This window comes from Bradyrhizobium nivariense (assembly GCF_029846695.2).
In the GTDB taxonomy this organism is placed as follows: domain Bacteria; phylum Pseudomonadota; class Alphaproteobacteria; order Rhizobiales; family Xanthobacteraceae; genus Bradyrhizobium.
On the sequence record NZ_JARWCR020000032.1, the window covers coordinates 41,129 to 65,006 of the forward strand.

The 23,878-nt window shown below is 64.7% G+C and carries 24 protein-coding genes; 10 read left to right on the forward strand and 14 right to left on the reverse strand.

The features are described 5' to 3' along the window. Window positions 1-45 precede the first annotated feature (45 nt). Window positions 46-1,197, forward strand: coding sequence for a ribonuclease D (gene rnd, locus QCM77_RS24600; protein ID WP_279666042.1), 1,152 nt, complete (start codon window positions 46-48; stop codon window positions 1,195-1,197). Window positions 1,198-1,387: 190 nt separating this feature from the next. Here the strand turns inward: rnd and QCM77_RS24605 are convergent, their stop codons facing one another. The 5 genes from QCM77_RS24605 to QCM77_RS24625 form a co-directional block, all read right to left on the reverse strand. Then, complete coding sequence (locus QCM77_RS24605) at window positions 1,388-2,770, reverse strand: aspartate aminotransferase family protein (RefSeq protein WP_279666043.1); 1,383 nt, start codon at window positions 2,768-2,770, stop codon at window positions 1,388-1,390. A 160-nt stretch (window positions 2,771-2,930) separates the two neighbouring features. After that, window positions 2,931-3,101 carry a hypothetical protein gene (locus QCM77_RS24610; protein ID WP_279666044.1) on the reverse strand — a complete coding sequence of 57 codons (171 nt, stop codon included), beginning with the start codon at window positions 3,099-3,101 and terminating at the stop codon, window positions 2,931-2,933. Window positions 3,102-3,131: 30 nt separating this feature from the next. After that, window positions 3,132-3,695, reverse strand: a complete 564-nt coding sequence (locus tag QCM77_RS24615; RefSeq protein ID WP_279685252.1) for an isochorismatase family protein — start codon at window positions 3,693-3,695, stop codon at window positions 3,132-3,134. 25 nt (window positions 3,696-3,720) lie between these two features. Further along, complete coding sequence (locus QCM77_RS24620; protein WP_279666046.1) at window positions 3,721-4,341, reverse strand: GNAT family N-acetyltransferase; 621 nt, start codon at window positions 4,339-4,341, stop codon at window positions 3,721-3,723. Next, entirely contained in the window at window positions 4,328-4,939 is a 612-nt protein-coding gene (locus QCM77_RS24625) for a hypothetical protein (RefSeq protein WP_279666047.1), read from the reverse strand. Before QCM77_RS24625 ends, QCM77_RS24620 begins: the two co-directional genes overlap by 14 nt. 77 nt (window positions 4,940-5,016) lie before the next feature. Between QCM77_RS24625 and QCM77_RS24630 the strand changes: the two genes are divergently transcribed. Beyond that, the gene (locus tag QCM77_RS24630; RefSeq protein WP_279666048.1) at window positions 5,017-6,057 is read left to right on the forward strand and encodes a LysR family transcriptional regulator; all 1,041 of its coding nucleotides are present in this window, start codon (window positions 5,017-5,019) and stop codon (window positions 6,055-6,057) included. A 79-nt stretch (window positions 6,058-6,136) separates the two neighbouring features. Here the strand turns inward: QCM77_RS24630 and QCM77_RS24635 are convergent, their stop codons facing one another. Further along, entirely contained in the window at window positions 6,137-7,306 is a 1,170-nt protein-coding gene (locus QCM77_RS24635) for an autotransporter outer membrane beta-barrel domain-containing protein (protein ID WP_279666049.1), read from the reverse strand. Between the two features lie 380 nt (window positions 7,307-7,686). On the opposite strand from QCM77_RS24635, the gene QCM77_RS24640 reads away from it, so the two are divergent. Beyond that, window positions 7,687-7,893, forward strand: coding sequence for a cold-shock protein (locus tag QCM77_RS24640; RefSeq protein ID WP_007591938.1), 207 nt, complete (start codon window positions 7,687-7,689; stop codon window positions 7,891-7,893). Between the two features lie 87 nt (window positions 7,894-7,980). Here QCM77_RS24640 and purN read toward each other — a convergent pair whose 3' ends face one another. After that, window positions 7,981-8,634, reverse strand: coding sequence for a phosphoribosylglycinamide formyltransferase (purN, locus tag QCM77_RS24645; RefSeq protein ID WP_279666053.1), 654 nt, complete (start codon window positions 8,632-8,634; stop codon window positions 7,981-7,983). Next, window positions 8,634-9,707: a phosphoribosylformylglycinamidine cyclo-ligase gene (gene purM, locus QCM77_RS24650; protein ID WP_279666054.1), complete on the reverse strand. Its 1,074-nt coding sequence runs from the start codon at window positions 9,705-9,707 to the stop codon at window positions 8,634-8,636. Before purM ends, purN begins: the two co-directional genes overlap by 1 nt. 155 nt (window positions 9,708-9,862) lie before the next feature. Between purM and QCM77_RS24655 the strand changes: the two genes are divergently transcribed. The 4 genes from QCM77_RS24655 (at window position 9,863) to ppx (ending at window position 15,034) form a co-directional block, all read left to right on the forward strand. Continuing rightward, window positions 9,863-10,405 (forward strand): CDP-alcohol phosphatidyltransferase family protein, encoded by a 543-nt coding sequence (locus QCM77_RS24655; protein ID WP_279666055.1) that lies wholly within the window; start codon window positions 9,863-9,865, stop codon window positions 10,403-10,405. Between the two features lie 112 nt (window positions 10,406-10,517). Further along, window positions 10,518-11,195, forward strand: a complete 678-nt coding sequence (locus tag QCM77_RS24660) for a P-loop NTPase family protein (RefSeq protein ID WP_279666056.1) — start codon at window positions 10,518-10,520, stop codon at window positions 11,193-11,195. 128 nt (window positions 11,196-11,323) lie between these two features. Further along, entirely contained in the window at window positions 11,324-13,516 is a 2,193-nt protein-coding gene (locus QCM77_RS24665; protein WP_279666093.1) for an RNA degradosome polyphosphate kinase, read from the forward strand. 15 nt (window positions 13,517-13,531) lie between these two features. Then, the gene (gene ppx, locus QCM77_RS24670) at window positions 13,532-15,034 is read left to right on the forward strand and encodes an exopolyphosphatase (protein WP_279666057.1); all 1,503 of its coding nucleotides are present in this window, start codon (window positions 13,532-13,534) and stop codon (window positions 15,032-15,034) included. 59 nt (window positions 15,035-15,093) lie between these two features. Here ppx and QCM77_RS24675 read toward each other — a convergent pair whose 3' ends face one another. Together QCM77_RS24675 and ndk are read right to left on the reverse strand one after the other, a co-directional pair. Next, a complete protein-coding gene (locus QCM77_RS24675; RefSeq protein ID WP_279666058.1) occupies window positions 15,094-15,954 on the reverse strand; it encodes a TerC family protein in 861 nt (286 codons plus the stop codon). Window positions 15,955-15,998: 44 nt separating this feature from the next. Next, complete coding sequence (ndk, locus tag QCM77_RS24680; RefSeq protein WP_106943663.1) at window positions 15,999-16,421, reverse strand: nucleoside-diphosphate kinase; 423 nt, start codon at window positions 16,419-16,421, stop codon at window positions 15,999-16,001. Between the two features lie 309 nt (window positions 16,422-16,730). On the opposite strand from ndk, the gene QCM77_RS24685 reads away from it, so the two are divergent. The 3 genes from QCM77_RS24685 (at window position 16,731) to QCM77_RS24695 (ending at window position 19,331) form a co-directional block, all read left to right on the forward strand. Beyond that, on the forward strand, window positions 16,731-16,988 hold the full coding sequence (locus QCM77_RS24685) for a sulfur globule protein precursor (RefSeq protein WP_279666059.1): 258 nt from the start codon (window positions 16,731-16,733) through the stop codon (window positions 16,986-16,988). Between the two features lie 220 nt (window positions 16,989-17,208). Further along, window positions 17,209-17,382, forward strand: coding sequence for a hypothetical protein (locus QCM77_RS24690; RefSeq protein ID WP_279666060.1), 174 nt, complete (start codon window positions 17,209-17,211; stop codon window positions 17,380-17,382). A gap of 86 nt (window positions 17,383-17,468) precedes the next feature. Next, window positions 17,469-19,331: an ABC-F family ATP-binding cassette domain-containing protein gene (locus QCM77_RS24695; RefSeq protein ID WP_279666061.1), complete on the forward strand. Its 1,863-nt coding sequence runs from the start codon at window positions 17,469-17,471 to the stop codon at window positions 19,329-19,331. Between the two features lie 42 nt (window positions 19,332-19,373). On the opposite strand, the gene QCM77_RS24700 is transcribed toward QCM77_RS24695, so the two are convergent. The 4 genes from QCM77_RS24700 to leuC all read right to left on the reverse strand — a co-directional run bounded on the left by QCM77_RS24700 (window position 19,374) and on the right by leuC (window position 23,878). Next, complete coding sequence (locus QCM77_RS24700) at window positions 19,374-20,462, reverse strand: alpha/beta fold hydrolase (protein ID WP_347882391.1); 1,089 nt, start codon at window positions 20,460-20,462, stop codon at window positions 19,374-19,376. Continuing rightward, window positions 20,459-21,781 carry a 2-hydroxycarboxylate transporter family protein gene (locus QCM77_RS24705; protein WP_279666062.1) on the reverse strand — a complete coding sequence of 441 codons (1,323 nt, stop codon included), beginning with the start codon at window positions 21,779-21,781 and terminating at the stop codon, window positions 20,459-20,461. The genes QCM77_RS24700 and QCM77_RS24705 overlap by 4 nt, the downstream gene beginning before the upstream one ends. Before the next feature lie 67 nt (window positions 21,782-21,848). Continuing rightward, window positions 21,849-22,457, reverse strand: coding sequence for a 3-isopropylmalate dehydratase small subunit (gene leuD, locus QCM77_RS24710; RefSeq protein ID WP_279666063.1), 609 nt, complete (start codon window positions 22,455-22,457; stop codon window positions 21,849-21,851). Further along, a complete protein-coding gene (gene leuC / locus QCM77_RS24715) occupies window positions 22,454-23,878 on the reverse strand; it encodes a 3-isopropylmalate dehydratase large subunit (protein WP_279666064.1) in 1,425 nt (474 codons plus the stop codon). Before leuC ends, leuD begins: the two co-directional genes overlap by 4 nt.

Below are 23,878 nucleotides of genomic sequence, written 5' to 3' on the forward strand. Positions count from 1 at the left end.
CTGCGCTTTCGGCAGAACGGCTGATGTACGTGTCATGGGCCGTTCATGGATTTGATTACCACCACCGCTGACCTTGCGGCTGCCTGCAGCCGGCTGGCCAAGCACCCCGTCATTACCGTCGATACCGAGTTCCTGCGCGAGACCACCTACTACCCGCTGCTGTGCGTGGTGCAGATGGCCAGCGCCGAGGAAGCGATCGTTATCGACACCCTCGCCGACGGCATCGACCTCAAGCCGTTCTTCGAGCTGATGGGCAACGAGGGCGTGCTGAAGGTCTTCCACGCCGCCCGCCAGGACATCGAGATCATCTGGCACCAGGCCAACATCATTCCGCACCCGGTGTTCGACACCCAGGTCGCGGCCATGGTGCTCGGCTACGGCGACAGCATCGCCTATGACGCGCTGGTCGAGAAGGTCACGGGCCACCGCCCGGACAAGACCCACCGCTTCACCGACTGGTCGCGCCGGCCGCTGACCAAGGAGCAGATGCACTACGCGGTGTCCGACGTCACGCATTTGCGCGACGTGTTCGCAGCCCTCGATGCCGACCTCAAGAAGCGCCGCCGCAGCGAGTGGGTCTCGATCGAGATGGAGGTCCTGACCTCGCCCAAGACCTACGACTTCCATCCCGAGCGGGCCTGGGAACGGCTCAAGACGCGGGTGCGCAAGCCCAAGGACCTCGCGGTCCTGATGGAGGTTGCCGCCTGGCGCGAGCAGGAGGCGCAGAGCCGCGACGTGCCGCGCGGCCGCGTGCTGCGCGACGAAGCGATCAGCGACATCGCGACCCACGCGCCGAACACGATCGAGAAGCTCGCAAACCTGCGCTCCGTGCCGAAGGGTTTTGAGAAATCCAAATGGGGAGCGGACATCGTCGCCGCGGTCGAGCGCGGGCTGGCGCGGGATCACGCCACGCTGCCGAAGCTGGAAAAACCGCGCAACAATAACAATGGCGCCGCGATCGTGGAGCTGTTGAAGGTGCTGCTGCGCATGACCGCGGAGCGCCATGCGGTCGCAAGCAAGGTGATCGCCACCGTCGACGATCTCGAAGAGATCGCAGCCGACGACGAGGCCGACGTGCCCGCCCTGCGCGGTTGGCGCCGCGAGCTGTTCGGCGACGCAGCCTTGAAGCTCAAGCGCGGCGAGCTAGCGCTGGCGATCGAGAAAGGCCGCGTCATCGGGGTTCAGCGGGCGGAATAGCCCCGATGCCTCCCCGACGTCGTCCTGGCGAAGGCCAGGACCCATTACCACAGGGAGCAGTTTGGCGAAAACTCCTCGTTCGGTACTGCTACCACCCTTCTCGATAGATCACACGGTATGGGTCCTGGCCTTCGCCAGGACGACACCGAGGGTGTGATAAAGCACTCCGCTCACGATGAAGCGCCGCCCCTTACGCCGGTGTCAGCTTCGCCGCTTCGCCCTTCATGTCATCCAGCACGCCTGATATCGCCGCGACCAGCTCGTCGATCTGGGCCTTGGTGACGATCAGCGGCGGGCAGATGGCGATGGCATCCAGCATGTTGCGCGAGATCACGCCGCGCTCCTGCAGCATGCGGCTGGCCATGCCGCCGACGGCGCCCGGCGTTGCCGCTGCGGTCTTGCGTCCCTTGTCGAGCACCAGCTCGATCGCTGCGATCATGCCGACGCCGCGGACCTCGCCGACCAGCGGATGGCTGGTGAGCTCGCGCAGCTTGCCTTGCATGTAGGCGCCGAGCTCGGCGGCATGCGCGACCAGGCCGCGCTCCTCGATGATTTTCAGGTTCTCCAGCGCAATCGCCGAACCGACCGGATGGCCGCCGGCGGTGAAGCCGTGGCCGAGCACGCCGATCTTGTTGCTCTCGTCCGCGATCGGCTCGAACATGCGGTCGTTCAGAAGGATCGCCGACAGCGGGAAATAGCTCGAGGTGATCTGCTTGGAGACCACGATCGCGTCAGGCTTGATGCCATAGGTCTCGCAACCGAACATCTTGCCGGTGCGGCCAAAGCCACAGATCACCTCGTCGGCGACCAGCAGGATGTCGTACTTGTTCAGGACCTTCTGGATCTTGTCCCAATAGGTCGCCGGCGGCACGATGACGCCGCCCGCCCCCATCACCGGCTCGCCGAAGAAGGCCGCGATCGTGTCCGGGCCCTCCTTCTGGATCAGCGCGTCGAGCTCCTCGGCCCGCCGCGTCGCGAACGCTTCCTCGCTCTCGCCGGGCGCGCCGTCCTTGTAGAAATGCGGCGAGCCCGTGTGCAGGATGTTCGGCAGCGGCAGGTCGAACGAGCGGTGGTTGTTCGGCAGGCCGGTGAGGCTGGCGGACGCGATGGTGACGCCGTGATAGGCGCGCATCCGGCTGATCACCTTCTTGCGCTGTGGCTGACCAAGCGCGTTGGAACGATAGGCGATCAGCTTCAGAACGGTGTCGTTGGCCTCCGAGCCGGAGTTGGTGAAGAACACCTTGCTCATCGACACCGGTGCGAGCGCGACCAGCTTCTCGGCGAGATCGATCGAGGGCCCGTGCGATTTGGCGGAGAACGTGTGGTAGAACGGCAACGCCAGCATCTGCTTGTGCGCGGCCTCGACCAGCCGCTTCTCGTTGAAGCCGAGCCCGACGCTCCACAGACCTGCCATCGCCTCGAAATAGCGCTTGCCCGACGCGTCGAACACGTAAGGGCCCTCGCCGCGTTCGATCACCAAGGGACCGGCCTGCTGATGGGCGCGCGCGTTGGTGTAGGGATGGAGCTGGTAGGCCACATCCCGGGCCTCTTGCGAATTGGGCAACATGGACATTTGCGGGATCCTTGAAAGCGTCACGTCGCCGGCGCGGCCAGCGTCATCACTTGGCAATTGCGACAACACTTGGCTATTGCGGCAACGCAAAACTTGCAACGCCAATTCGTCGGCAGCAAGCGCTCAGCAGCGTTGCACAAAGCCGCACATTGGGCAGCTCTCACGCCGCGCCGTCGTCATCCCCATCGCTATCGGCGGCAGCGGCTTCCCGCACCTCCACCAGCGCCATCGAGAGCAGATACACCGTCGTGGGCAGACCAAGACGGCGCGCCGCCTCGGCGGCATGCGACAGGTCGCTTGCCAGCTCCTTGAGCTGATCTCCCCGTGACAATGTCCCGCTCCATCCGCCGATCGCGGCCGCCTACACCGCAACGGCGCCGCTGATTCTGATCAGTTCGGCGCTGGTTTGGATTGTAGCAAAATTCCCGATCACGTTCACTACCGCATGCTTGTAGGCGGCGGCATCGCCTGTCCCCGGCTGCCGGCAGGCCACGGCGTCGGCCGCCACCTGGTAGCGATGGCTGCGGTGAAACCCGTCGACGGCGGTCGCCATGATGGTTTCATCCAGGGAAAAGCCTGCGAGCACGCAACGGACATTGCGGATATTGGACATGTAGTCCACAAACCGCGACGAACTGTAGGCCGACGGCAGTGGGTGCTCGAACGTCATTTCTCCCGGCCGCGGCTTCGCCTCCGCGATCCAATCGGTCAGCCTGGATGCCGGATTGAACCAGGCCGCCTGCGCGATGCGCTTCAGATGCATCACCGGCCAGAGATTGTCGCGCCACAGCGTCAGCAGTTCCAGGCAGCGCGCCGTGGCAACCTCGCCGTCGAGGATGACGTGGCGACGTCCTGGGGTCAGATATTCGACCTGGAGATCCGCGCAGACCAGGATCGGCGGATCGTCAGTGATGGAAACCAGCATGGTTTTGCGCGCAGCTGCACCAGTTTCAACGGTCAGCGAGCGCGACGTCCCGCAGCGGCGACGTCACGGCCCGTCCTGCCGAGGCGTCGAGCACGCCCGGCCGGTCCCAATCGCCCTCTGGTCGGATGATCACGTAGGGATCGCTGTCCAGCGTGATGGCATCCGGGCCCGGTTCGATCTCGAGCAGCATCTCCGTGTAGGAAAAGTCGGAGAAGGTGATCTTGCGGTTGTGGCCGAGCGGCTTGGCGCCGAAATGGGCCCAGAAATCGACCAGCCGGTCCTGCGCCTGGCCGTAGATCTTGCGAAAGCCCTTGCGCTTCACATAGTCGACGCTCGCCTGCACCAGCTTGAACGAGACGCGCGAGCGCCGATATTGATGCCGTACCGCGAGCCGTTCCACCTTGGCGAAATCGCCGAAGAACCGCACCCGCAGACAGCCCGCGGGCTCGTTGCCGACGTAGCCGATGAAATGCGCGGCGACCATGTCGTTGCCGTCGAACTCCTCCTCGAACGGACAATCCTGCTCGGCGAGATAGACCGCGGAGCGAATGGCGGTGACCAGCATGAGGTCGCTGAGATCGCGCGCGAGACGAATGGTGATGGCGCGGGAGTCGGGCTTCGCGAGAGGAATCCTAGTACCGTGCATCTGCAAAACTCCTTGCTTGGATGATCGCGCCCGGCATGCGCATCGGCTGCCGATGCCAGGGGCGCTCGTAGCACCAGAGATCGGGTTGGAAGCTTGGAACAGGCTCGAATCCGGTCGCCTTCATGATGTCGCGTCCGGCCACGGTTGATGGCTGCGCATAGCAATCCGCGTTGCGAAATCTTAGCTGTCTCAGATGAGCCGCGGCCTTGCCGAGACCGGCGACGCCGCGCCCCGTCGCCGCGATCGCCCAGATGTAGATGGCAGCAACGTCCTCCTTCGCAGAGGCGAGATGGCGCGTCTCCGGCGCGGTAAGGCAGATCTCGTCGAGCAGCAGCGCATCGTGCCCGCGGTCGTTGAGAAACAGGAAGGCCATGCCGCCGACGAGGTTGCCCTTCCGGCTGAAAGTCAGGATGCTCTCGGGATCGAAGGTGAAGTATTTTGCAAGCTCCGCCGTCCCGATCCGAACGCCCGGCACCAGCCGATGCGCCATCTGCGAAAGCGCGGAGATTTCGGAAAATTGAGCACAACGAACATCGACATCCGGGCCGAGCGGCAGCGCGTCGAAATCATGCCTTGCGGCAAACGAACCCCTTTCCATACCGATATCCCCCCTCTATCGTCTGCGACTTTCGTGCCCCGCTATCGCGAAGAGTTTAGCGGCTGGGGATCAGGAGTATGCAGCAGTTATTGCACCGGGGTGCTGCGATGATGCAGCACCGTGAAGAAGCCCTGGATGCGTCCTGGGACGATTTGAAACTGTTTTTAGCTTGCGCAAAATATAAAAGCTTCCGCAACGCCGCCGAGGAGCTCGGGCTCACCTCGACCACCCTGATGCGCAGGATCGACCGGCTCGAAGAGAGCATCGGCTGCAAGCTGTTCCTGCGCGACCAGAGCGGGCTCACGCTCAGCGACGAAGGCAGCGCGATGATCGCCGACGTCGCGCATATGGAGCGCCATGCCTTCAACGTCTTCCGGCGCGCCTCGCGATCGTCGAGCGATACGTCGGGCACCGTGCGCGTCGCGGTGACGGAAGGCCCCGGCAATTTCTGGATCCTGCCGCGACTGATCGACTTCCAGAAGACCTATCGCAAGATCACCGTCGACCTGCGCTGCGCGATGGAGCAGGCCGACGTCGCACGGCTCGAATCCGATATCGCGATCCAGCTCGAGCCGCCGACCAATCCCGATCTGATCGTCGCCAAGCTCGGCCGGCTGCACATCTATCCCTTCGTCTCCAAGGAGTACGAAAACCTCTACGGCGTACCGGCGAGCCTGGCTGAGCTGAAGAACCACCGCATCATCAAGCAGAGCGCGCCGCAGGTCGACGACGGCGCCTATGCCCGCGTGCTCGGGCTGAAGTCGCTCGAGGGCATCGTCGGGATCAAGACCAATTCCTCGGTCGGCGTGCTCTATGCAGTGGAACGCGGCGCCGGCATCGGGTTCCTGCCGACGGTCTCGATCGCGCTTGGCGCCCCGCTCGTTGCCGTCGATCTCGGCGTCAGCCACCACGCCGATCTCTGGCTGACCTACCACAAGGAGTTTCGCACCTCCGAGCGCCACAAGATCGTGGTCGACTGGCTGAAGAAAATCTTCGATGCCAAGACCTATCCCTGTTTCCGCGACGAGTTCATCCACCCGAACGCGCTGGTGCCGATGATGACGGCCGTGCGCGAGGGCTTTGGATTGACGGGATATGTCGCGGCAATGCCGACTTAAAGCTTGAGCATGATCTTCTCGGAAAACCGCTTCGCACTTTTCCGGATCCTGCTCTGGGCGGACGCGGGCAGGCTTCGCCTCACCACCGATATTCGAAGCCGACCGTGCCCTGGTGCGACGTCAGCTCGTTGCGGAACTTGCCGTCGTAATTGACGTAGAGCCGCGCGGTATTGGTCAGGCTGAGCGAGGCCGAGGCGCCGGCATCCATGCCGTAGCGGCTCTCGCCGAGGCCGGGGACGACGATGCTCTGGGTCCCGAGGCTCACCTGCACCGATCCCAGGTCCTGATAGAAATTGTCGACGAACTTGCCGTAGGCGGACAGGTCCAGGATCTTCTGGTCGAAGATGAAGTAGCGCCCGATCTCGGCCCCGATCATGACGCGCGCGCGCGAGAGCGCTGTCGAGCCGACATTGAGGGGATCGAGGCCGCCGGCCTCCTGGAACGCAACGCTGGTGGCGCGGACATATTCCAGCGCGCCCTTGGGCACGATGCGCATCTGGTCCTTGGTCCAGTAATAGCTGATCTCGGTCAGCGCGCCGTCGACTGCGGCGCGATAACCCGCGGTCGCAAGGCCCAGGCCAGTATCCCGGCTGGAACGGACCTTGCCGAAACCGTGCACCACCGCGAAGGCCCAGGTCCATGGGCCCTTGTCGATGGAGCCGTTGAATCCGAGTTGCGTCAGGTCCAGCGTCGCGGACTGAAGCGCGAGCGGCACGTCGATGTCGGTGTGGCTCTGGTCGACGGAGAAGCCGATATTGACACCCGGCGCGAGCCGAGCGCCAAAGCCTGCGACACCGCCAAACGTCTTGCGCTTGTCGCCGACGAAGTCGCCCTGCGCATCGGTCCGGACCGAGATGCCGTAGCCCTCGAACCAGGTGCGGTAGCGCGGATCCTCCGTGCCCGCCGACGCGCCGCCGCCGCCGGGATTGGTCCGGAACGCCCGGTTGACGCCGCCCGATGCCTGGTTGCCGAGCCGCTCCAGGAAATTCGAGCCAAGATTGAGCGCGCTGTTGCCGGCCGACTGGTCGTAATTGGTCGACGTTGGCATTGGAATCGGCGTCGGTGATGGCGTTGGCGTTGGTGTCGGTGTCGGCGACGGAGAAGGTGTCGGGCTCTGCGCAAAGCCGGGCGTCGCCGCCGACATCATCACGACGAGCGCAAATGCCATCGCGATCGCCGTTATGATCCGGCGGACGCCCGCCAGCCCGATCGTCTGCCGTGTCCTTGAGGGCTGCGAGGTGCAGCACATGACGATCCCAATCCTAAAGCAAAATGGCGGCGCGCAAAAATGCAACACAGCCTGCGGCGCATGCGACGATTTGTGCTGAACTGCCACGGGGGGTCAACCGTTTGGCACGTGATCACCGCGGCGTTTGCGCCCGATTGTGGTTCCGCGGCAACAGGTCGCAAATTGCATGTCGACGCGCCCGGCCCGATCTTGAAATCCGCGCGCGGCTTGCTAACGCGCGATTTTCATGTTGCAATATCGGACACAATCGGAATTGGCGCTCGGCTGTGCGTTTCGCGACATTGAAATTCAAGACTCGAACAGACTTCCGGAAGCCCGTTTGTGGCGTGGCACGCGAAAAGCGGCCGCGTCTTTTTTGTATCTAGCGGAGGAGACTGAGGATGCCGCAAAAGGGCACCGTCAAATGGTTCAACCCGACCAAGGGCTATGGGTTCATCAAGCCGAACGGCAGCGATAAGGACGTGTTCGTCCACATCTCCGCCGTCGAGCGTGCCGGACTTTCCACCCTCAACGAGAACCAGGTGGTTGAATACGACCTCGTGGAGAACCGCGGCAAAGCATCCGCGGAGAACCTCAAGGTTTCCTGATTTCTCTCGATTCTGCGCGAGAGATCATGACGTTGCCCCCGGCTCCGCCGGGGGTTTTTGTTGGTGACGACGAAACGCGACAGCGCTTCAATTCACCACCGGCGCTATCAGAAAGTTCTCCGACGGCCCGCCGCCCGCGGTCTTGCAGACATCGCCCTCGATCCGGACCTTGCCGGTGGCGATCAGGCGCAGTGCTGCGGGATAGATGCGGTGCTCGACTTCGAGGATGCGCTCCGACAGCGTATCTGCCGTGTCGTGATCGCTGACGGGAACCGCGCCCTGCATCACGATTGGGCCGGCGTCCGTCTCGGGGATCACGAAGTGCACCGTCGCGCCAGACACTTTGACACCGGCGCGCAGGGCCTGGCCGTGCGGGTCGAGACCGGGGAAGGACGGCAGCAGCGAGGGATGGATATTGAGCATCCGCCCGTACCAGGTCTTGGTGAATTCGGCCGTGAACAAGCGCATGAAGCCGCCGAGACAGATCAGCTCGATGCCATGCTGATCGAGCACTGCTTGCAGCACCTTCTCGAAGCCGGCGCGGTCCTTGCCGAATGGCTTGCTTTCGATCACCAGCGTCTTCACGCCGCTCGCTTTGGCCCTTTCCAGCCCCGGCGCATCGGCCTTGTTCGAGATCACCAGGGAAATCTCCGCCGGAAAATCCGGTACGGCCGCGCCCTTGATCAGCGCGGCCATGTTGGAGCCGCGGCCGGAAATCAGGATGGCGACGCGGCGCTTCATCACAGCGCCAGGTCGAGGTGGCCGTTATAGACGACGCGGTGCTCGCCCTCGGCCGGGATCACGGTGCCGAGCTGCGCCACGGTCTCACCGGCGTCAGTGAAGACCTGCACGACCTGATCGACCTTGTCCGGCTCGACGATCGCGATCATGCCGATCCCGCAATTGAAGGTCCGCAGCATTTCGAGCTCGGCGATGCCGGCCTGCGCGGCCAGCCATTTGAACACCGGCAGCACCGGCAGGCGCGCCAGATCGATACCGACGCCGAGATGCTTCGGCAGCACGCGCGGAATGTTGTCGGTGAAGCCGCCGCCGGTGATGTGGGCAAGCCCCTTCACCGCTCCGGTCTCGCGGATCGCGCGCAGGCAGGATTTGACGTAGAGCCGCGTCGGCGTCAGCAGCGCGCCGCCGAGCGTCATGACGGGCGCAAACGGCGCCTGCGCCTCGAAGCCGAGGCCGGATTGTTCCACGATCTTGCGCACCAGCGAGAAACCGTTGGAGTGCACGCCCGACGAGGCGAGCCCGATCACGGCATCGCCGGCGGCGATGTCCTTGCGCGGCAAGAGCGTACCGCGCTCCGCGGCGCCGACGGCAAAGCCGCCGAGGTCGTAATCGCCGTCCTTGTAGAGGCCGGGCATCTCGGCCGTCTCGCCGCCGATCAGGGCACAGCCGGATTCGCGGCAGCCTTCGGCGACGCCGGCGACGATCGAGGCGGTCGCCTCCGGATCGAGCTTGCCGCAAGCGAAATAATCCAGGAAGAACAGCGGCTCGGCGCCCTGCACCACGAGGTCGTTGACGCTCATGGCGACGAGGTCGATGCCGATCCCGCTATGCAGGCCGGTCTCGATCGCGATCTTGACCTTGGTGCCGACGCCATCGGTCGCGGCCACCAGGACGGGGTCCTTGAAGCCGGCCGCCTTGAGGTCGAACAGGCCGCCGAATCCGCCGATTTCGGCGTCGGCGCCGGGCCGTGCGGTGGCGCGCACCATCGGCTTGATCAGGTCGACCAAGCGGTTGCCCGCGTCGATATCGACGCCTGAATCGGCGTAAGTGAGGCCGTTTTTGCGGTCGGTCATGCCCGATTTCCAGTGGGTTTGCGGCTGGTTACGTCGAATTCCGGGGACGCGCAATGGCTCGCATGGCGCCCCTCCGTATACTATGTAGAGATATCAACCGGTTCAGCCTCCAAAGGGCCGAATTCGAGGTCAGGCCGGGTGCCGGGAAACGCCGCGTGAGTATTCCGAATATCATTACCCTGGGCCGCATCATGCTGGTCCCGATCATCGTCTGGGCCATCGTGTCGAGCCAAATGGAGGTGGCGTTCGCCGTCTTCCTGATCGCCGGTATCAGCGATGCCGTGGACGGCTTTCTCGCCAAGCGCTTCAACATGACGAGCGAGCTCGGCGCCCTGCTCGATCCGCTCGCCGACAAGGCGCTGCTGGTCTCGATCTACATGGCCCTGGGCATCTGGGGTGCGATTCCGCGCTGGATCGTCATCCTGGTGGTCTCGCGCGACATCATGATCGTCGCCGCCGTTATGGTATCGTGGCTGTTCGACCGCCCTGTCGAGATGAAGCCCTCCAAGGTATCCAAACTCAACACTGTGGCCCAGGTGGCGTTCGCGGCGCTGGTGCTGGCGGCGCTCGCCTTCGGCTTCAAGCCCGCCCCTTATGATATAATCCTGATGGGCCTCGTCACGGTGTTCACGCTCTCCTCCGTGTCGCTCTATCTCGTCGAGTGGTTGCGGCACATGAGCACGATCGAGGCCAAGTAGCACGATCGAGGCCAAATGAGTTGGGATGCGGCCCCGCAAAAGGCCAACTCCCGCTCGATTAAGTCGCCTCTCATCAAACGAAGCCGGCACGCCGGCACGGAGCAAAGCAAGCGTGCCAGGCCGCGTTCATCCCCGACAATTGGCGTTTTCGCTTCCGCATGCGGAAAGCCTGAGCCGGGACAATTTTCTCGAAGGCCCCGCCAACACCGCCGGTCTCGCCCTCATCGACGCCTGGCCGGAATGGCCGAACCGGATCATGTGGCTGGCCGGCCCGGAAGGGAGCGGCAAGAGTCATCTCGCCGCGATCTGGGCCGAGGCTTCAGGCGCCCGCTCGACCACGGCCAATGGGCTGACCGCCGAAGCCGTCCCGGGTACGCTCGTCACCGGCGCGCTGGTGGTTGAGGATCTCAAGGCCAGGGAGTTCGACGAGCGCGCCCTGTTCCATCTGATGAACCTCGCCCGCGAGGATGGCGCCTACGTGCTCTTCACCGGACGCGAGGTGCCGGCATCGCTCGAGATCGAGCTTCCCGACCTGCGCTCGCGGCTGCGCGCCGTGCCTGTCATCTCGCTGCTGCCGCCTGACGACCAGCTGTTCCGCGGCCTGATCGTCAAATTCTGCGCCGACCGCCAGCTCGCCGTGGACGAGAGCGTGGTCAGCTACCTCGCCACCCGCCTGGAGCGGTCCTCGGCCGCCGCCCGGCAGGCCGTGGAACTGCTGGACAGCGAGGCCCTGCGCCTCGGCCGCCCCGTCACGCGGGCCCTGGCCGCCGAGCTGCTCCGGGATGTCTGACCAAGGCGGCTTGACGCGGCCGGGCTGCGGAACATCAATGTCATCGAAACGTCATCGCTCTAACACATGCTCCCGGCGGTTTTGCGCATAAGTCGCAAATGTGGGCGAACTGGATGGACCGACTTCTGATGGACTCTGCGCAAGCTGTTGAAGTTAAAGAAAAAGCCCAAGAAGCCGAGAGCCTTCCGGCGATTGCATCGAGCCCCGAGCGGTTCATCAATCGCGAGCTCTCATGGCTGCATTTCAACCGGCGCGTCCTGGAGGAATCGGTCAATCCCAGCCACCCCATGCTGGAGCGGGTGCGATTCCTGTCGATTTCAGCGAATAACCTCGACGAGTTCTTCATGGTCCGCGTCGCCGGTATCAAGGCCCAGGTGCGCGAGGGCATTGCCGAGCGTAGCCCCGACGGCCTGACGCCGTCCGAGCAGCTCGCGCTCATCAACCGGACCGTCTCGCAGCTTGCCTCCGACCAGCAGGCGATCTGGCGCGACCTGCGCGGCACGCTGGCCGACGAGGGCATCGTGCTGGTCGAGGGCAAGGAGGTCACCAAGGCGGAACGAACCTGGGTCGAGGATTATTTCCTCAGCAACGTGTTCCCGCTGCTGACGCCGCTCGCGATCGACCCGGCCCACCCCTTCCCGTTCATTCCGAGCCTCGGCTTCACCATCGCGCTCCAGCTCACGCGCGCCGTCGACGGCAAGCAGATGAACGCGCTGATCCGCATGCCCGGCAAGATCGACCGCTTCATTCGGCTGCCGTCTGACGGCAAGGTCGTCCGGCTGATCTCGCTGGAGCAGGCCACCGCGCTGTTCATCAACCGCCTGTTCCCCGGCTACAATCTTCATGGCCAGGGCGCTTTCCGCATCATCCGCGACTCCGAGCTCGAGATCGAGGAAGAGGCCGAGGATCTCGTCCGCCTGTTCGAGACAGCGCTGAAGCGCCGCCGTCGCGGGTCGGTGATCCGGCTCGAGATCGACGCCAAGATGCCGGAGCAGCTGCGCAGCTTCGTGCAGCATGCGCTGTCGGCCGCCGACGACGAGGTGTTGCTGGTCGATGGCGTGCTGGCCATGAACGAGCTCTCGCAGCTCACTCGCCTCGACCGGCCCGATCTCGAATTCACCCCTTACGTGCCGCGCCATCCCGAGCGCGTGCGCGAGCACGGCGGCGACATCTTCGCCGCGATCCGGCAGAAGGACCTCGTCGTCCATCACCCCTACGAATCCTTCGACGTGGTGGTGCAGTTTCTCCAGCAGGCGACGCGCGACCCCGACGTCGTCGCCATCAAGCAGACGCTCTACCGTACCTCCAGCAACTCGCCGATCGTGCGGGCGCTCGTGGAAGCCGCCGAAGCCGGCAAATCCGTCACCGCGCTGATCGAGCTGAAGGCGCGCTTCGACGAAGAGGCCAACATCCGCTGGGCGCGCGACCTCGAGCGCGCCGGCGTGCAGGTCGTCTACGGCTTCCTCGAACTGAAGACGCACGCGAAACTGTCGATGGTGGTGCGGCGCGAGGGCGGCAGCCTCACGACCTACGTCCACACCGGCACCGGCAATTACCACCCGGTGACCGCGCGCATCTACACCGACCTCTCCTACTTCACCTCGGATCCGACCATCGGCCGCGACGCTGCGCGCGTGTTCAACTTCATTACCGGCTATGCGGCGCCGAGCGATCTGGAAAAGATGGCGGTATCGCCGCTGACCTTGCGCAAGCGCATCATCGAGCACATCCAGGGCGAGACCGCGCATGCGCGGCACGGCCGGCCCGGTGCGGTCTGGATGAAGATGAACGCGCTGGTCGACCCCGACATCATCGACGCGCTCTACGAGGCCTCACAGGCCGGCGTGCAGGTCGAGCTCGTGGTACGCGGCATCTGCTGCCTGCGGCCCGGCATTCCCGGCCTGTCGGAGAACATCCGTGTCAAGTCGATCATCGGACGCTTCCTGGAGCACGGCCGAATCTACTGCTTCGGCATGGGCCAGGGCCTGCCGAGCGCCAAAGCGGCTGTGTATATCTCCTCGGCCGACATGATGCCGCGCAACCTCGACCGCCGCGTCGAGGTGCTGTGTCCACTGCAGAATCCCACGGTGCATCAGCAGGTTCTCGAACAGATCATGGTCGCGAATCTCAAGGACAACGAACAGAGCTGGCAGTTGTTGCCGGACGGGTCCTCAACGCGTATGAAGACCGCGAAGGGCGAGGAGCCTTTCAACGTCCACAACTACTTCATGACAAATCCGAGTCTGTCTGGCCGTGGAAAGTCGCTCAAGGAATCCTCGCCGCGCCGCCTCACGCGCCGTAATGAACGTCACCAATCCTGATCCGGGACCTTCGACGTGAAGCGGCCGCGCAAGCGCGGCTCGAGCGTCGCGGTCATCGACATCGGCTCCAACTCGGTCCGTCTCGTCGTGTACGAGGGACTGACGCGGAGCCTGATTCCGATCTTCAACGAGAAGACGCTGTGCGGCCTCGGGCGCGAGGTGCAGAGCACCGGCCTGCTCGCGCCCGACGCCGTCGACAAGGCGCTGACCTCGCTCAAGCGCTTCCGTGCGCTGTGCCGGGTGATGCAGGTCGGACGGGTGTTTGCGATTGCGACCGCCGCCTGCCGCGATGCCTCCAACGGCCCCGACTTCATCGCCAAAGCCGAGCGCATCTGCGCCGTGAAGATCGAGATCCTGTCGGGCCCGCGCGAGGCGCGGCTGTCGGCGCTTGGCGTGATCTCCGGCATCCATCACCCCGACGGCATCGTCGGCGACCTTGGCGGCGGCTCGCTCGAACTGATCGACGTGCGCAAGAACAACGTGCGCAGCGGCGTGACGTTGCCGCTCGGCGGCCTCGCGCTGCAGGACCTCGCGCATAAATCGCTCAAACGCGCCGACCGCATCGTGCGCGAGGCGCTCGACGGGGTGCCGCAGCTCAAGGCAGGTAGTGGCCGCAGCTTCTACGCCGTCGGCGGCACCTGGCGCGCGCTTGCGCGCATCCACATCATCCAGAGCGGCTATCCGCTCCAGGTGATGCACGGCTATTCGATTTCGGCCGCCGAGGCGCTCGACTTTTCGCGTCGTCTCCGCCGGCTTGCGGCCGTCGACATGCTCGCCGACATCGAGATCGTCGCCGATGCCCGGCGCCCGCTCCTCACCTATGCGGCACTGGTGCTCGAGCACATCATCCGGGTGGCGAAGCCGAAGACCATCGTGTTCTCGACCTTCGGCGTGCGCGAGGGCCTGCTGCACGAGAAGCTACCGGAATCCGAACGCAACAAGGACGGACTGATTTGCGCGGCCGAGGAGCTGAATCAGCTGCTGTCGCGTTCGGCGAAGCACGCCCGCGAGCTGATCGCCTGGACCGACCGCCTCGCGCGCGTGGTGAAGCTGCGCGAGACCGGCGAGGATCGCCGCCTGCGCCACGCCGCGTGCCTGCTGTCCGACATCGGCTGGCGCGTGCATCCCGACCATCGCGGCGAGCAGACGCTGAGCCTCGTCGTCCACGGCAATTTCGGCGCGATCACCCACACCGAGCGCGCCTTCGTCGGCCTGTCCGTGTTCTATCGCTATGCCGGCCTGAGCGAGGAGAACCAGCCGCCCGTCACCCTGCAGGAGCTGCTGACGCCGGCGCAGCTCGAACGAGCCCGCCTGCTGGGCGCGGCCTTCCGCGTCGCGCATCTGATCTCGGCGGCGCGTCCGGGCGTCCTGCCCGCGACGCATTTCCGCAGCGTGGGCCGCAAGCTGTTGCTGGTGTTCGAGCACCGCCTCGGCGATCTCGTCGCGGACCGCGTCGGCAGCCGCTTCCGCGCGCTCGCCCGGCGGATCAACCGCGCCGGCTCGATCATCCGGCGCTAAAGCGTGATCCGGAAAAGTGTGAAACGGTTTTCCGAAAAGATCATGCCCAAAAGATAAATCTACTCCGCCGAGACCTTGGCGTGCTGCTCGGAGGACTCCAGCGCGGCCGCGCTCAGGCTGCGCCGGCGCCAGATGGTGCCGACGACCAGCACGACGATGACGCCGAGCGCTGCGCACAGATATTCGCCGCCACCGCCGCCATGGGCGAATTGCGGCGGGATGCGCAAGGCGCCGAGCATGTTGTCCAGCGAGGCGCCGAACGGACCGTCGAACAGCGTGTGCAGCCTCGGCGCGATGGCGGGATCGGTCGCAATCACCTCGCCCGCGATCCAGCCGAGCAGCGCCGCGCCGGCCCACACCAGAACCGGCAGCTTTGCGAGCAGCGCCATGATCAGCGCCGCACCGGCAACGATCAGCGGCACGCTGATGGCAAGACCGAGCACCAGCAAGGGCACGCTGCCATTGGCGGCCGCGGCCACCGCAATGACGTTGTCCAGACTCATGACGATGTCGGCAACGACGACGATCTGCACGGCCTGCCACAGATGCGAGGCCGACTCGACGCCGTCCTCGTCCTCCTGTTCCGGCACCAGCAGCTTTGCCGCGATCACGATCAGGGCGAGACCGCCGACGAGCTTGAGGTAAGGCAGCTCCATCAGGCTCGCGACGATGCCGGTGAAGATGATCCGCAGCAGCACCGCCGCGCCGGCACCCAGGATCATGCCCCAGAGCCGGTGCCGCGGCTTGAGGCCGCGGCAGGCGAGCGCGATCACCAGCGCATTGTCACCGGACAAAAGGATGTTGATCCAGATGATCTTGCCGACCGCAACCCAGAAGGTCGGTTCGGCCATCTCGTTGCGAAACTGGGTGAAGAATGCCCCGATCGTAGCGGGATCGAAGATCTGCCAGAGCCAGTTCACAATACGTCCTTTCGCCGCGTCTTTTTAACCTATCGGGTGACGGATCAGCCGACGATCTCATTGCCCGAGAAGAACTGCGCGATTTCGATCGCGGCAGTCTCCGGCGCATCCGAACCGTGCGCAGAGTTCTCGCCGATCGACTTTGCGTAGAGCTTGCGGATGGTGCCGTCGGCCGCCTTGGACGGATCGGTCGCACCCATCGCGTCGCGATACTTGGCGACGGCGCCCTCGCCTTCCAGCACCTGGACCACCACGGGACCCGAGGTCATGAATTCCACCAGCTCACCGAAGAAAGGCCGCGCCTTGTGGACCGCATAGAAGGTCTCGGCCTGCTCCTTGGTCATGCGGATGCGCTTCTGCGCGACGATGCGCAGGCCCGCCTTCTCGATCACGGCGTTAACCGCACCGGTCAGGTTACGCGCGGTGGCGTCGGGCTTGATGATCGAGAAAGTGCGTTCGATGGCCATAATCTTGTCCTTGGAAAGAATGCGGTGGTTCGGAGTTGCCGGGCTTATATCGGCGCCTTCGCCGGACGGCAAGCGACCGCCGGAATGTCTCACTGGCGCTTCGCCGCAGGAGCGAGCTGCCGATTCCAGCATGGATTACAACAATTTCACCCAGATGAACCCAATCTGAAGCCCCCGTCAGGATTCGGTTCAGCTTCGCCGGCATAAGGTCGGGTCTATCGAAACTGAAACCTGATGATCAGGCAGACCGTTTCGGCGGCCTTTCCATCGGCGCGATAGCCCCGCGCCGGCAAGTTTGAGGAGATCACCATGTTGAGGAAACTTTCGCTTGCCGCTGTCGCAGCGGTCGCGCTGGGTGCCGCGCTGGCGCCGACCTGCGCTTCCGCTCACTGGCATGGCGGCGGCTGGGGCTGGCACGGTGGCGGCGGCTGGCACGGCGGTGGCTACCGCTGGGGTGGACCGCGCTTCTATGCCCCCGTCTCCTACGGTTATGGCGGTTGCTATGCGCGCCGGCTGGTCCCGACCCCCTGGGGACCCCGCTGGCGGATGATCAACCGCTGCTACTGAGCCCGACAGCACCTTTCCAAGGGTACCTCAGCCCCCCAAGGTACCTTCCAAGCGAGGCCCCGGCGTTCCCCTGCGCCGGGGCTTTGCATTCGGATGGGTTATTGCGCGGCTTCATACAATTTTCGCTAGAATGCCGGGCAATCTCTGCGAGTGGCGAAACCATTTGGGGGCCAAGGACTTGATACCGTGTCACTTCTCTTTGAGAACACGGAACCCTGCGATGGCTGGTCCTTTTGCCAATGACAGCGAACAAATCGACCGGCGCACCAGCCGCGCGATCTCCGATGCCGTGGCCGAACGGCTCCAGCAGAGCTTGCGCCCCGAAGCCAGGCTCCCGACGCACCTTGAGCAACTCCTCAACGAGCTGAAGCAGCGCGACCGCGAACCGCACTGACTTGATAAGGGCTGGCTTGATAAGGGCCGGCTTGCGGACACGGAAAAACGGGTTGCGTTTGATCCCGGCTGCGGTGACAAGGCCGCATGCTGTCCATCAACGACCTCTCCATCCGCCTCGCCGGACGCCTTCTGATTGACCAGGGTTCCGTGCAGGTCACGCCCGGATCCCGCGTCGGCATGGTCGGTCGTAACGGCACCGGCAAATCGACCCTGTTCAAGGTGATCCGCGGCGAGCTCGCGGCCGAGCACGGCACGGTGACGCTGCCGCCGCGATGGCGCGTCGGCAGCCTCGCGCAGGAAGCCCCGAACGGCCCTGAGAGCCTGATCTCGGTCGTGCTCAAGGCCGACCTCGAACGCGACGCGCTGCTTACCGAAGCCGAGAGCGCGACCGATCCGCACCGGATCGCCGAGATCCAGACCCGGCTGGTCGATATCGACGCGCATTCGGCACCGAGCCGGGCCGCAGCCATCCTTTCCGGCCTCGGCTTCTCCGCCACCGACCAGCTCCGCCCCTGCGCCGAATTCTCCGGCGGCTGGCGCATGCGCGTTGCGCTTGCCGCAACGCTGTTCGCGGCTCCCGACCTGTTGCTGCTCGACGAGCCCACCAACTATCTCGACCTCGAAGGCACGCTGTGGCTCGAGGATCACCTCGCGCATTATCCGCGCACCGTGATCGTGATCAGCCATGACCGCGACCTGCTGGAAAGCTCGGTCGACCAGATCCTGCATCTGGAGCGCGGCAAGCTCACGCTCTACAAAGGCACCTATTCCTCGTTCGAGGAGCAGCGCGCCGCGCGCGAGATGCTCGATGCCAAGCAGGTCAAGCGCCAGGAAGCCGAACGCGCGCGCCTGCAAGCCTTCGTCGACCGCTTCAAGGCCAAGGCCTCGAAAGCCCGGCAGGCACAATCGCGGGTCAAAATGCTGGAGCGGCTGAAGCCGATCACGGCGCTGGTCACCCAGGATGTGCGCGAGATCAGCTTTCCCGCGCCCGAGAAGATCCTGTCGCCGCCGATCATCGCCGTCGACAACGCCGCGGTCGGCTACGATCCGGCAACGCCGGTGCTGGGCCGCGTCACCTTGCGCATCGACAATGACGACCGCATTGCGCTGCTCGGCTCCAACGGCAACGGCAAATCGACCCTTGTAAAACTGCTCGCCGGCCGCCTTGCGCCGTTCTCGGGCAAGGTGACGCGCGCGGACAAGCTGTCGATCGCCTATTTCGCGCAGCACCAGCTCGACGAACTGAACGAGGACGCCTCCGCCTACGACCACGTCCGCAAGCTGATGGGCGAAGCGCCGGAGGCGAAAGTACGCGCCCGCGCCGGCGCGATCGGTTTTTCCGGCAAGGCGGCCGACACCAGGGTTGGAAAATTGTCGGGCGGCGAGAAGGCGCGGCTCTTGCTGGGACTTGCGACCTTCTTCGGCCCCAACATGATCATCCTGGACGAGCCGACCAACCATCTCGACATCGACAGCCGCGCCGCGCTTGCGGAGGCGATCAACGAATTCCCCGGCGCCGTCATCATGGTCTCGCATGATCGCTATCTGATCGAGGCCTGCGCCGACCGGCTCTGGATCGTCGCCGACCGCACTGTGACCAATTACGACGGCGACCTCGACGAATACCGCCGTCTGGTGCTGTCCGCGCGCAATGGCGAGCCCGCCCCGCGCGAGCGCAGCGCCGCTGGCGAGAAGCCGCAGCGTCCGAAGTCGGACAACCGCGGCCCGCTGAAGAAACGCATCGCGGAAGCCGAGTCCGAGATCGCCCGCGTCAGCGAGATCATCACCAAGATCGACACAGCACTGGCGCTGCCCGACATCTTCACCCGCGATCCCAAGCAGGCCGCGCAACTGTCGAAAGCACGCGCCAATGCGGCCGACGCGCTGGCGCGCGCGGAGGAGCAATGGCTCGAGGCGAGCACGCAGTTTGACGAGGCGGCGGGCTAGGCTCGAGGCCGGCACGCGTGACCGCTGCGCCAGTCACAGCAGTCACGTGAGGAAGGTATTGAGCTTCTCGAGGAGCAGCTCAGGAGCTTCTTCCGGCAGATAGTGGCCGCAGGGCAGGCTTGCGCCTTGCACATCGTTCGCCTTGGCGTGCCACGTCTCGAGCACGTCGTAACTCGATCCGACCACCCCCTTGCCTCCCCAGAGCACCAGGAGCGGGCAACCGATCCTCCTGTCGGAATCCGCCTCATCATGGATCAGGTCGATCCCGGCGGCGGCGCGATAGTCCTCGCAGACGGCGTGCAGGGTCTCGCGGGTGTAGCACCGGCGGTACTCTTCGAACGCAACCGGATCGATCGCGCCCGGCGTCTTGTTCTGCTTGTTGATATGGGTCTGAAGATAGAATTCGAGGTTGTTGCCGATCAGGGTCTCCGGAAGCGGCGCCGGCTGAATGAGAAAGAACCACCACATGTACCTTGTGGCGAACTCCTTGTTCACTTTGGCGTACATCGTCGCGGTCGGCGCGATGTCCAGCAGGACGGCCTTGGAAACGGCATCCGGGTGATCGAGTAAGAGGCGATGCAGAACGCGCCCGCCGCGATCGTGACCCACGGCCCGGAAGCGATCAAAACCGAGCGCGCGCATCACCTCGACCTGATCCCGCGCCATCTCGCGCTTGGAATAGGCGATGCTGTCCTTGCCGCCATCGGGCTTGCTCGAATCACCGTAGCCGCGCAGATCGGTCAGAACCACGGTAAAGCGCTCCGCAAGCCTGGGGGCCACCTTGTGCCAGCACGCCACCGTCTGCGGGTGTCCGTGCAGCAAAAGCAGTGGCGGGCCCTCGCCTTTCACCAGTGCATTGATCTCGGCCCCGCTCGTTTTGAGGCGCGTCTGGCGAAACCCTGGCAGCAACTTTTGAATCTGGCCGGTCTTCACCGCATCATTCTCCTGAGCGAAAGCACCCGGCGCCAGTATTGCCGAACCGACGGCACCACTTGTCAGCGCCATCGACATCAGGTGACGGCGCGTCAGCCCGATCTCCGATGGATCCGGGCACGATCGAGCCTGTTCGAATTCTAGCATAGAAGCCTCCTCTGCAACATTCATCCCGCGAAACGCCGCGGCCTGTATCAAGACATCGATTTCATCAGAAGCGTCGCGATGACGATCATGATTGCGCCGCCGACGCGGGTTGATATCTGGGCGAACGCCATCAAGCTCATGCGATCCGCGGCGCCGAGAATGGCGACGTCGCCGGTGCCACCGAGGCCCGAGTGGCAGGCCGTCACGATTGCCGCCTCGACCGGATACATGTTCAGCCACTTTCCGACGAAGAATCCTGACGCGATCATCGCCAGCACCGTGGTCGTGCAGATCATGATGTAGCCCGGATTGAACGAAGCGACGAGCTGTTGCCACGAGACCAGCAATGTCCCCATCGCCACCAGGATCGCGAACGTCAGGTTGGTCGACATGAACTTGTTGATCTGATAGGCGCCGAGCTCCATCTCGGCCGGCAGGATCCTGGTCAGCTTCAGCGCCACCGCGGCGATGATCATCATGATCGGTCCCGGGATGCCGGTGAGCGGCGCGAGGACCATGCCGAGCACGAACAGGCCGCACGACAGCACCATACCGGCGCCGAGCAGGCCGAGATCGATCGCCCGGTCCGGCCGCGCCTCGCCGAGAATGTCGTCGTCGCCCGTCTTGATCAGCATGCCCTTGCCGTTGAGGTCGCTCCGCCTCTCGCCGAGGCGAGCCAGCAGCCCTGCGCTGACGATCGCGACGACGTTGCCGAGCAATGCCGCCGGCACCATTTGCGCCACGAGATCGCCTTGCGGCCGATGCAGCATCTCCGAATAGGCGATGGACAGCGGCAGGACACCCTCCGCAAGTCCGCCCCCGACGATCGGAATGATGACGAAGAAGAACGTGTGGTTCGGGCTGTGGCCGAACAGAAGCCCCACGGCGATGCCCGCGCCGACGGCTGCGAGCGTGCCGACGAGGAGCGGAACGAACATGCGAATGAAGCCCTGAACCAGAACGCGGTAGGGCATGCCGAGGATCGAACCCGCGACAAGACAGGCGATGAAGAAGTACTGAAAGTTGGCCGTGCGGAACGTGGTCGCGATCGCCTTCAGGGCAACCTCGGGCATCAAGCCGTAGCTCACCAGGGCCGAAGGCACGAACAGGCAGAGGATCGCCGTACCGCCGATCTGCTTCAGGACCGGGATGGTCTGGCCAAGCTTGCCAAGCAGAAAGCCGAGCAGCATCAGAACCAATAGACCGCCAATGATGTCGTTCGGCAGCTTTCCGAAATAGACGGCAGCTCCGCAGACGAGTGCGGCGACGAGGTAGATGCCGATCGGCAATGGGCCGATCTTGAGACGAGCCAGAGTCGTTGCGGCGGCGGCCTCCGGCGCGTCAGCCGGGCTATATGTCGTGTCTACCAAGGGTCCCTCCACTGTTTTATCGTTGGTTCGCGGCACGACGGATCGCGCCGCGCCGAAATCGCGCCAGTCAGCCGATCCAGGGATTCTCCGCGCGATATCGCGCCTCGAAGGCGTGGATATCGTCGGCGAAGACCAGCGTGGACGCGATGAAATCGCGGCCCGTCAGGAACGCCTCCTTCCTCGCCAGCTCGATGTCGAACATGATCGAGCGGCGGCCGCGGTCGAACCGGATCGTCTGGGCCGCGAGGTCGATCGTGACTTCATTGCGCGAGCTGTCGGCCGCGACCTCGGCGAGTTCGGTCAGCACGAGGGGATCAAGCGAGATCGTCAGCAGACCGTTGTTGGCGCAATTGTCGTTGAAGATGCCGGCGAAGCTGGTGCCGATCAGCGCGCGAATGCCGAGTTGCTGGAGCCCCCAGACGGCGTGCTCGCGGCTCGACCCGCAGCCGAAATTCGGGCCGACCACGAGAAAGCAGGCGTCGCGATAACCGTCCTGATTGAGAACGAATTCCGGATTGGGCCGGCCGCCGCTGAAGCGCAGCAGATTGAAGGCCCCCTCGCCGAGGCCGCCACGGTCCACGCCCTTGAGGAACATCTTCGGCATAATGACGTCGGTGTCGACGTTCGGCGCCATCATCGGCGCGGCCGCGCCCGTGACCTGATCGAACGGGATCATTGACGCGATCCTTCCAGCAGAGATCGCACGTCGGTGATGTGTCCGGTGACGGCTGCCGCGGCCACCATTGCCGGGCTCATCAGATGCGTGCGCGCGCCCGGCCCCTGGCGGCCCTCGAAATTGCGGTTGGTCGAGGACGCGCACCGCTCTCCCGGCCTCAGCACGTCGTCATTCATCGCAAGGCACATCGAGCAGCCGGACTGCCGCCATTCGACCCCGGCATCGGTGAACACCTTGGCGAGCCCTTCCGCCTCGGCCTGCCCTCTGATCTGGCTCGAACCCGGCACCACGATCGCCCGCACGCCATCGGCGACGCGGCGGCCGCGAAAGATCTCGGCGGCATCGCGCAAATCCTCGATCCGCGAATTGGTGCAGGATCCGATGAAAGCGAAGTCGATCGGGACGGATTGAATAGGCAATCCGGGCGTGAGGCCCATATAGCTCAATGCGCGGCTTGCGGCCGCCTTGCGGTCGGGCGCGCTCTGCTGTGCAGGATCGGGAATGCTCTCGGTGACCGCGATCGCCTGGTCCGGACTGGTGCCCCAGGTCACCAGCGGCGCGACCTCGGACACATCGAGCGCGATCTCGCGATCGAACCGGGCGTCCGGGTCCGAGGCCAGGGTGAGCCAGTGCCTGGCCGCGCGCTCCCACATCTCACCTTTCGGCGCCCGCGGACGGCCCTTGAGATAATCCAGCACCTTCTGGTCCGGCGCGATCACGACGCCGCGCGCGCCCGCCTCGACGATCATGATCGACATCACGATCCGTCCCTCGACGCTCATGCCCGCGACGACGGGACCGCTGAATTCCACCGCGTATCCGGTCGCGCCGTCGGCACCAATGCGCCGGATGACCTCCATCACGATGTCCTTGGACGTGACGCCGAGCGGGAGACGACCGCTCAAGTCGATGCGCATCGTCTTGAGCCGGCGGTAGCGAACCGTCGAGGTCGCCAGATAGTGCTCGATATCGGATGTTCCGATGCCGTAGCCGAGGGCGCCGAACGCACCATAGGCCGTGCTGTGGCTGTCGCCGGCGGCAATCACCATGCCGGGCATGACGAGCCCCTGCTCCGGAGCAACCACATGCTCGATGCCCTGCCGGGGGTCGAGAATGTCGAAATACTCGATGCCGAAATCCCTGGCGTTCTCGGCGAAATAGTCGACCTGCCGCGCCGCCGCGCTGTCGGGCATCGCGCGGGTGCGGCGCGCGGCTGTGGGATTGACGTGGTCGACCACCATCAGCGCCGCTTTCGGATTCCAGACCTTGCGTCCAGCCGCACGCAGCCCCGCGAAGGCCTGCGGGCTGGTATATTCGTTGAGCACGGTGCGGTCGACATAGAGCAACACGAGCCCGGCATCATCGAGATTGCGGACGACATGGGCGTCGACCAGCTTGTCGTACAGCGTCCGCACGGCCAT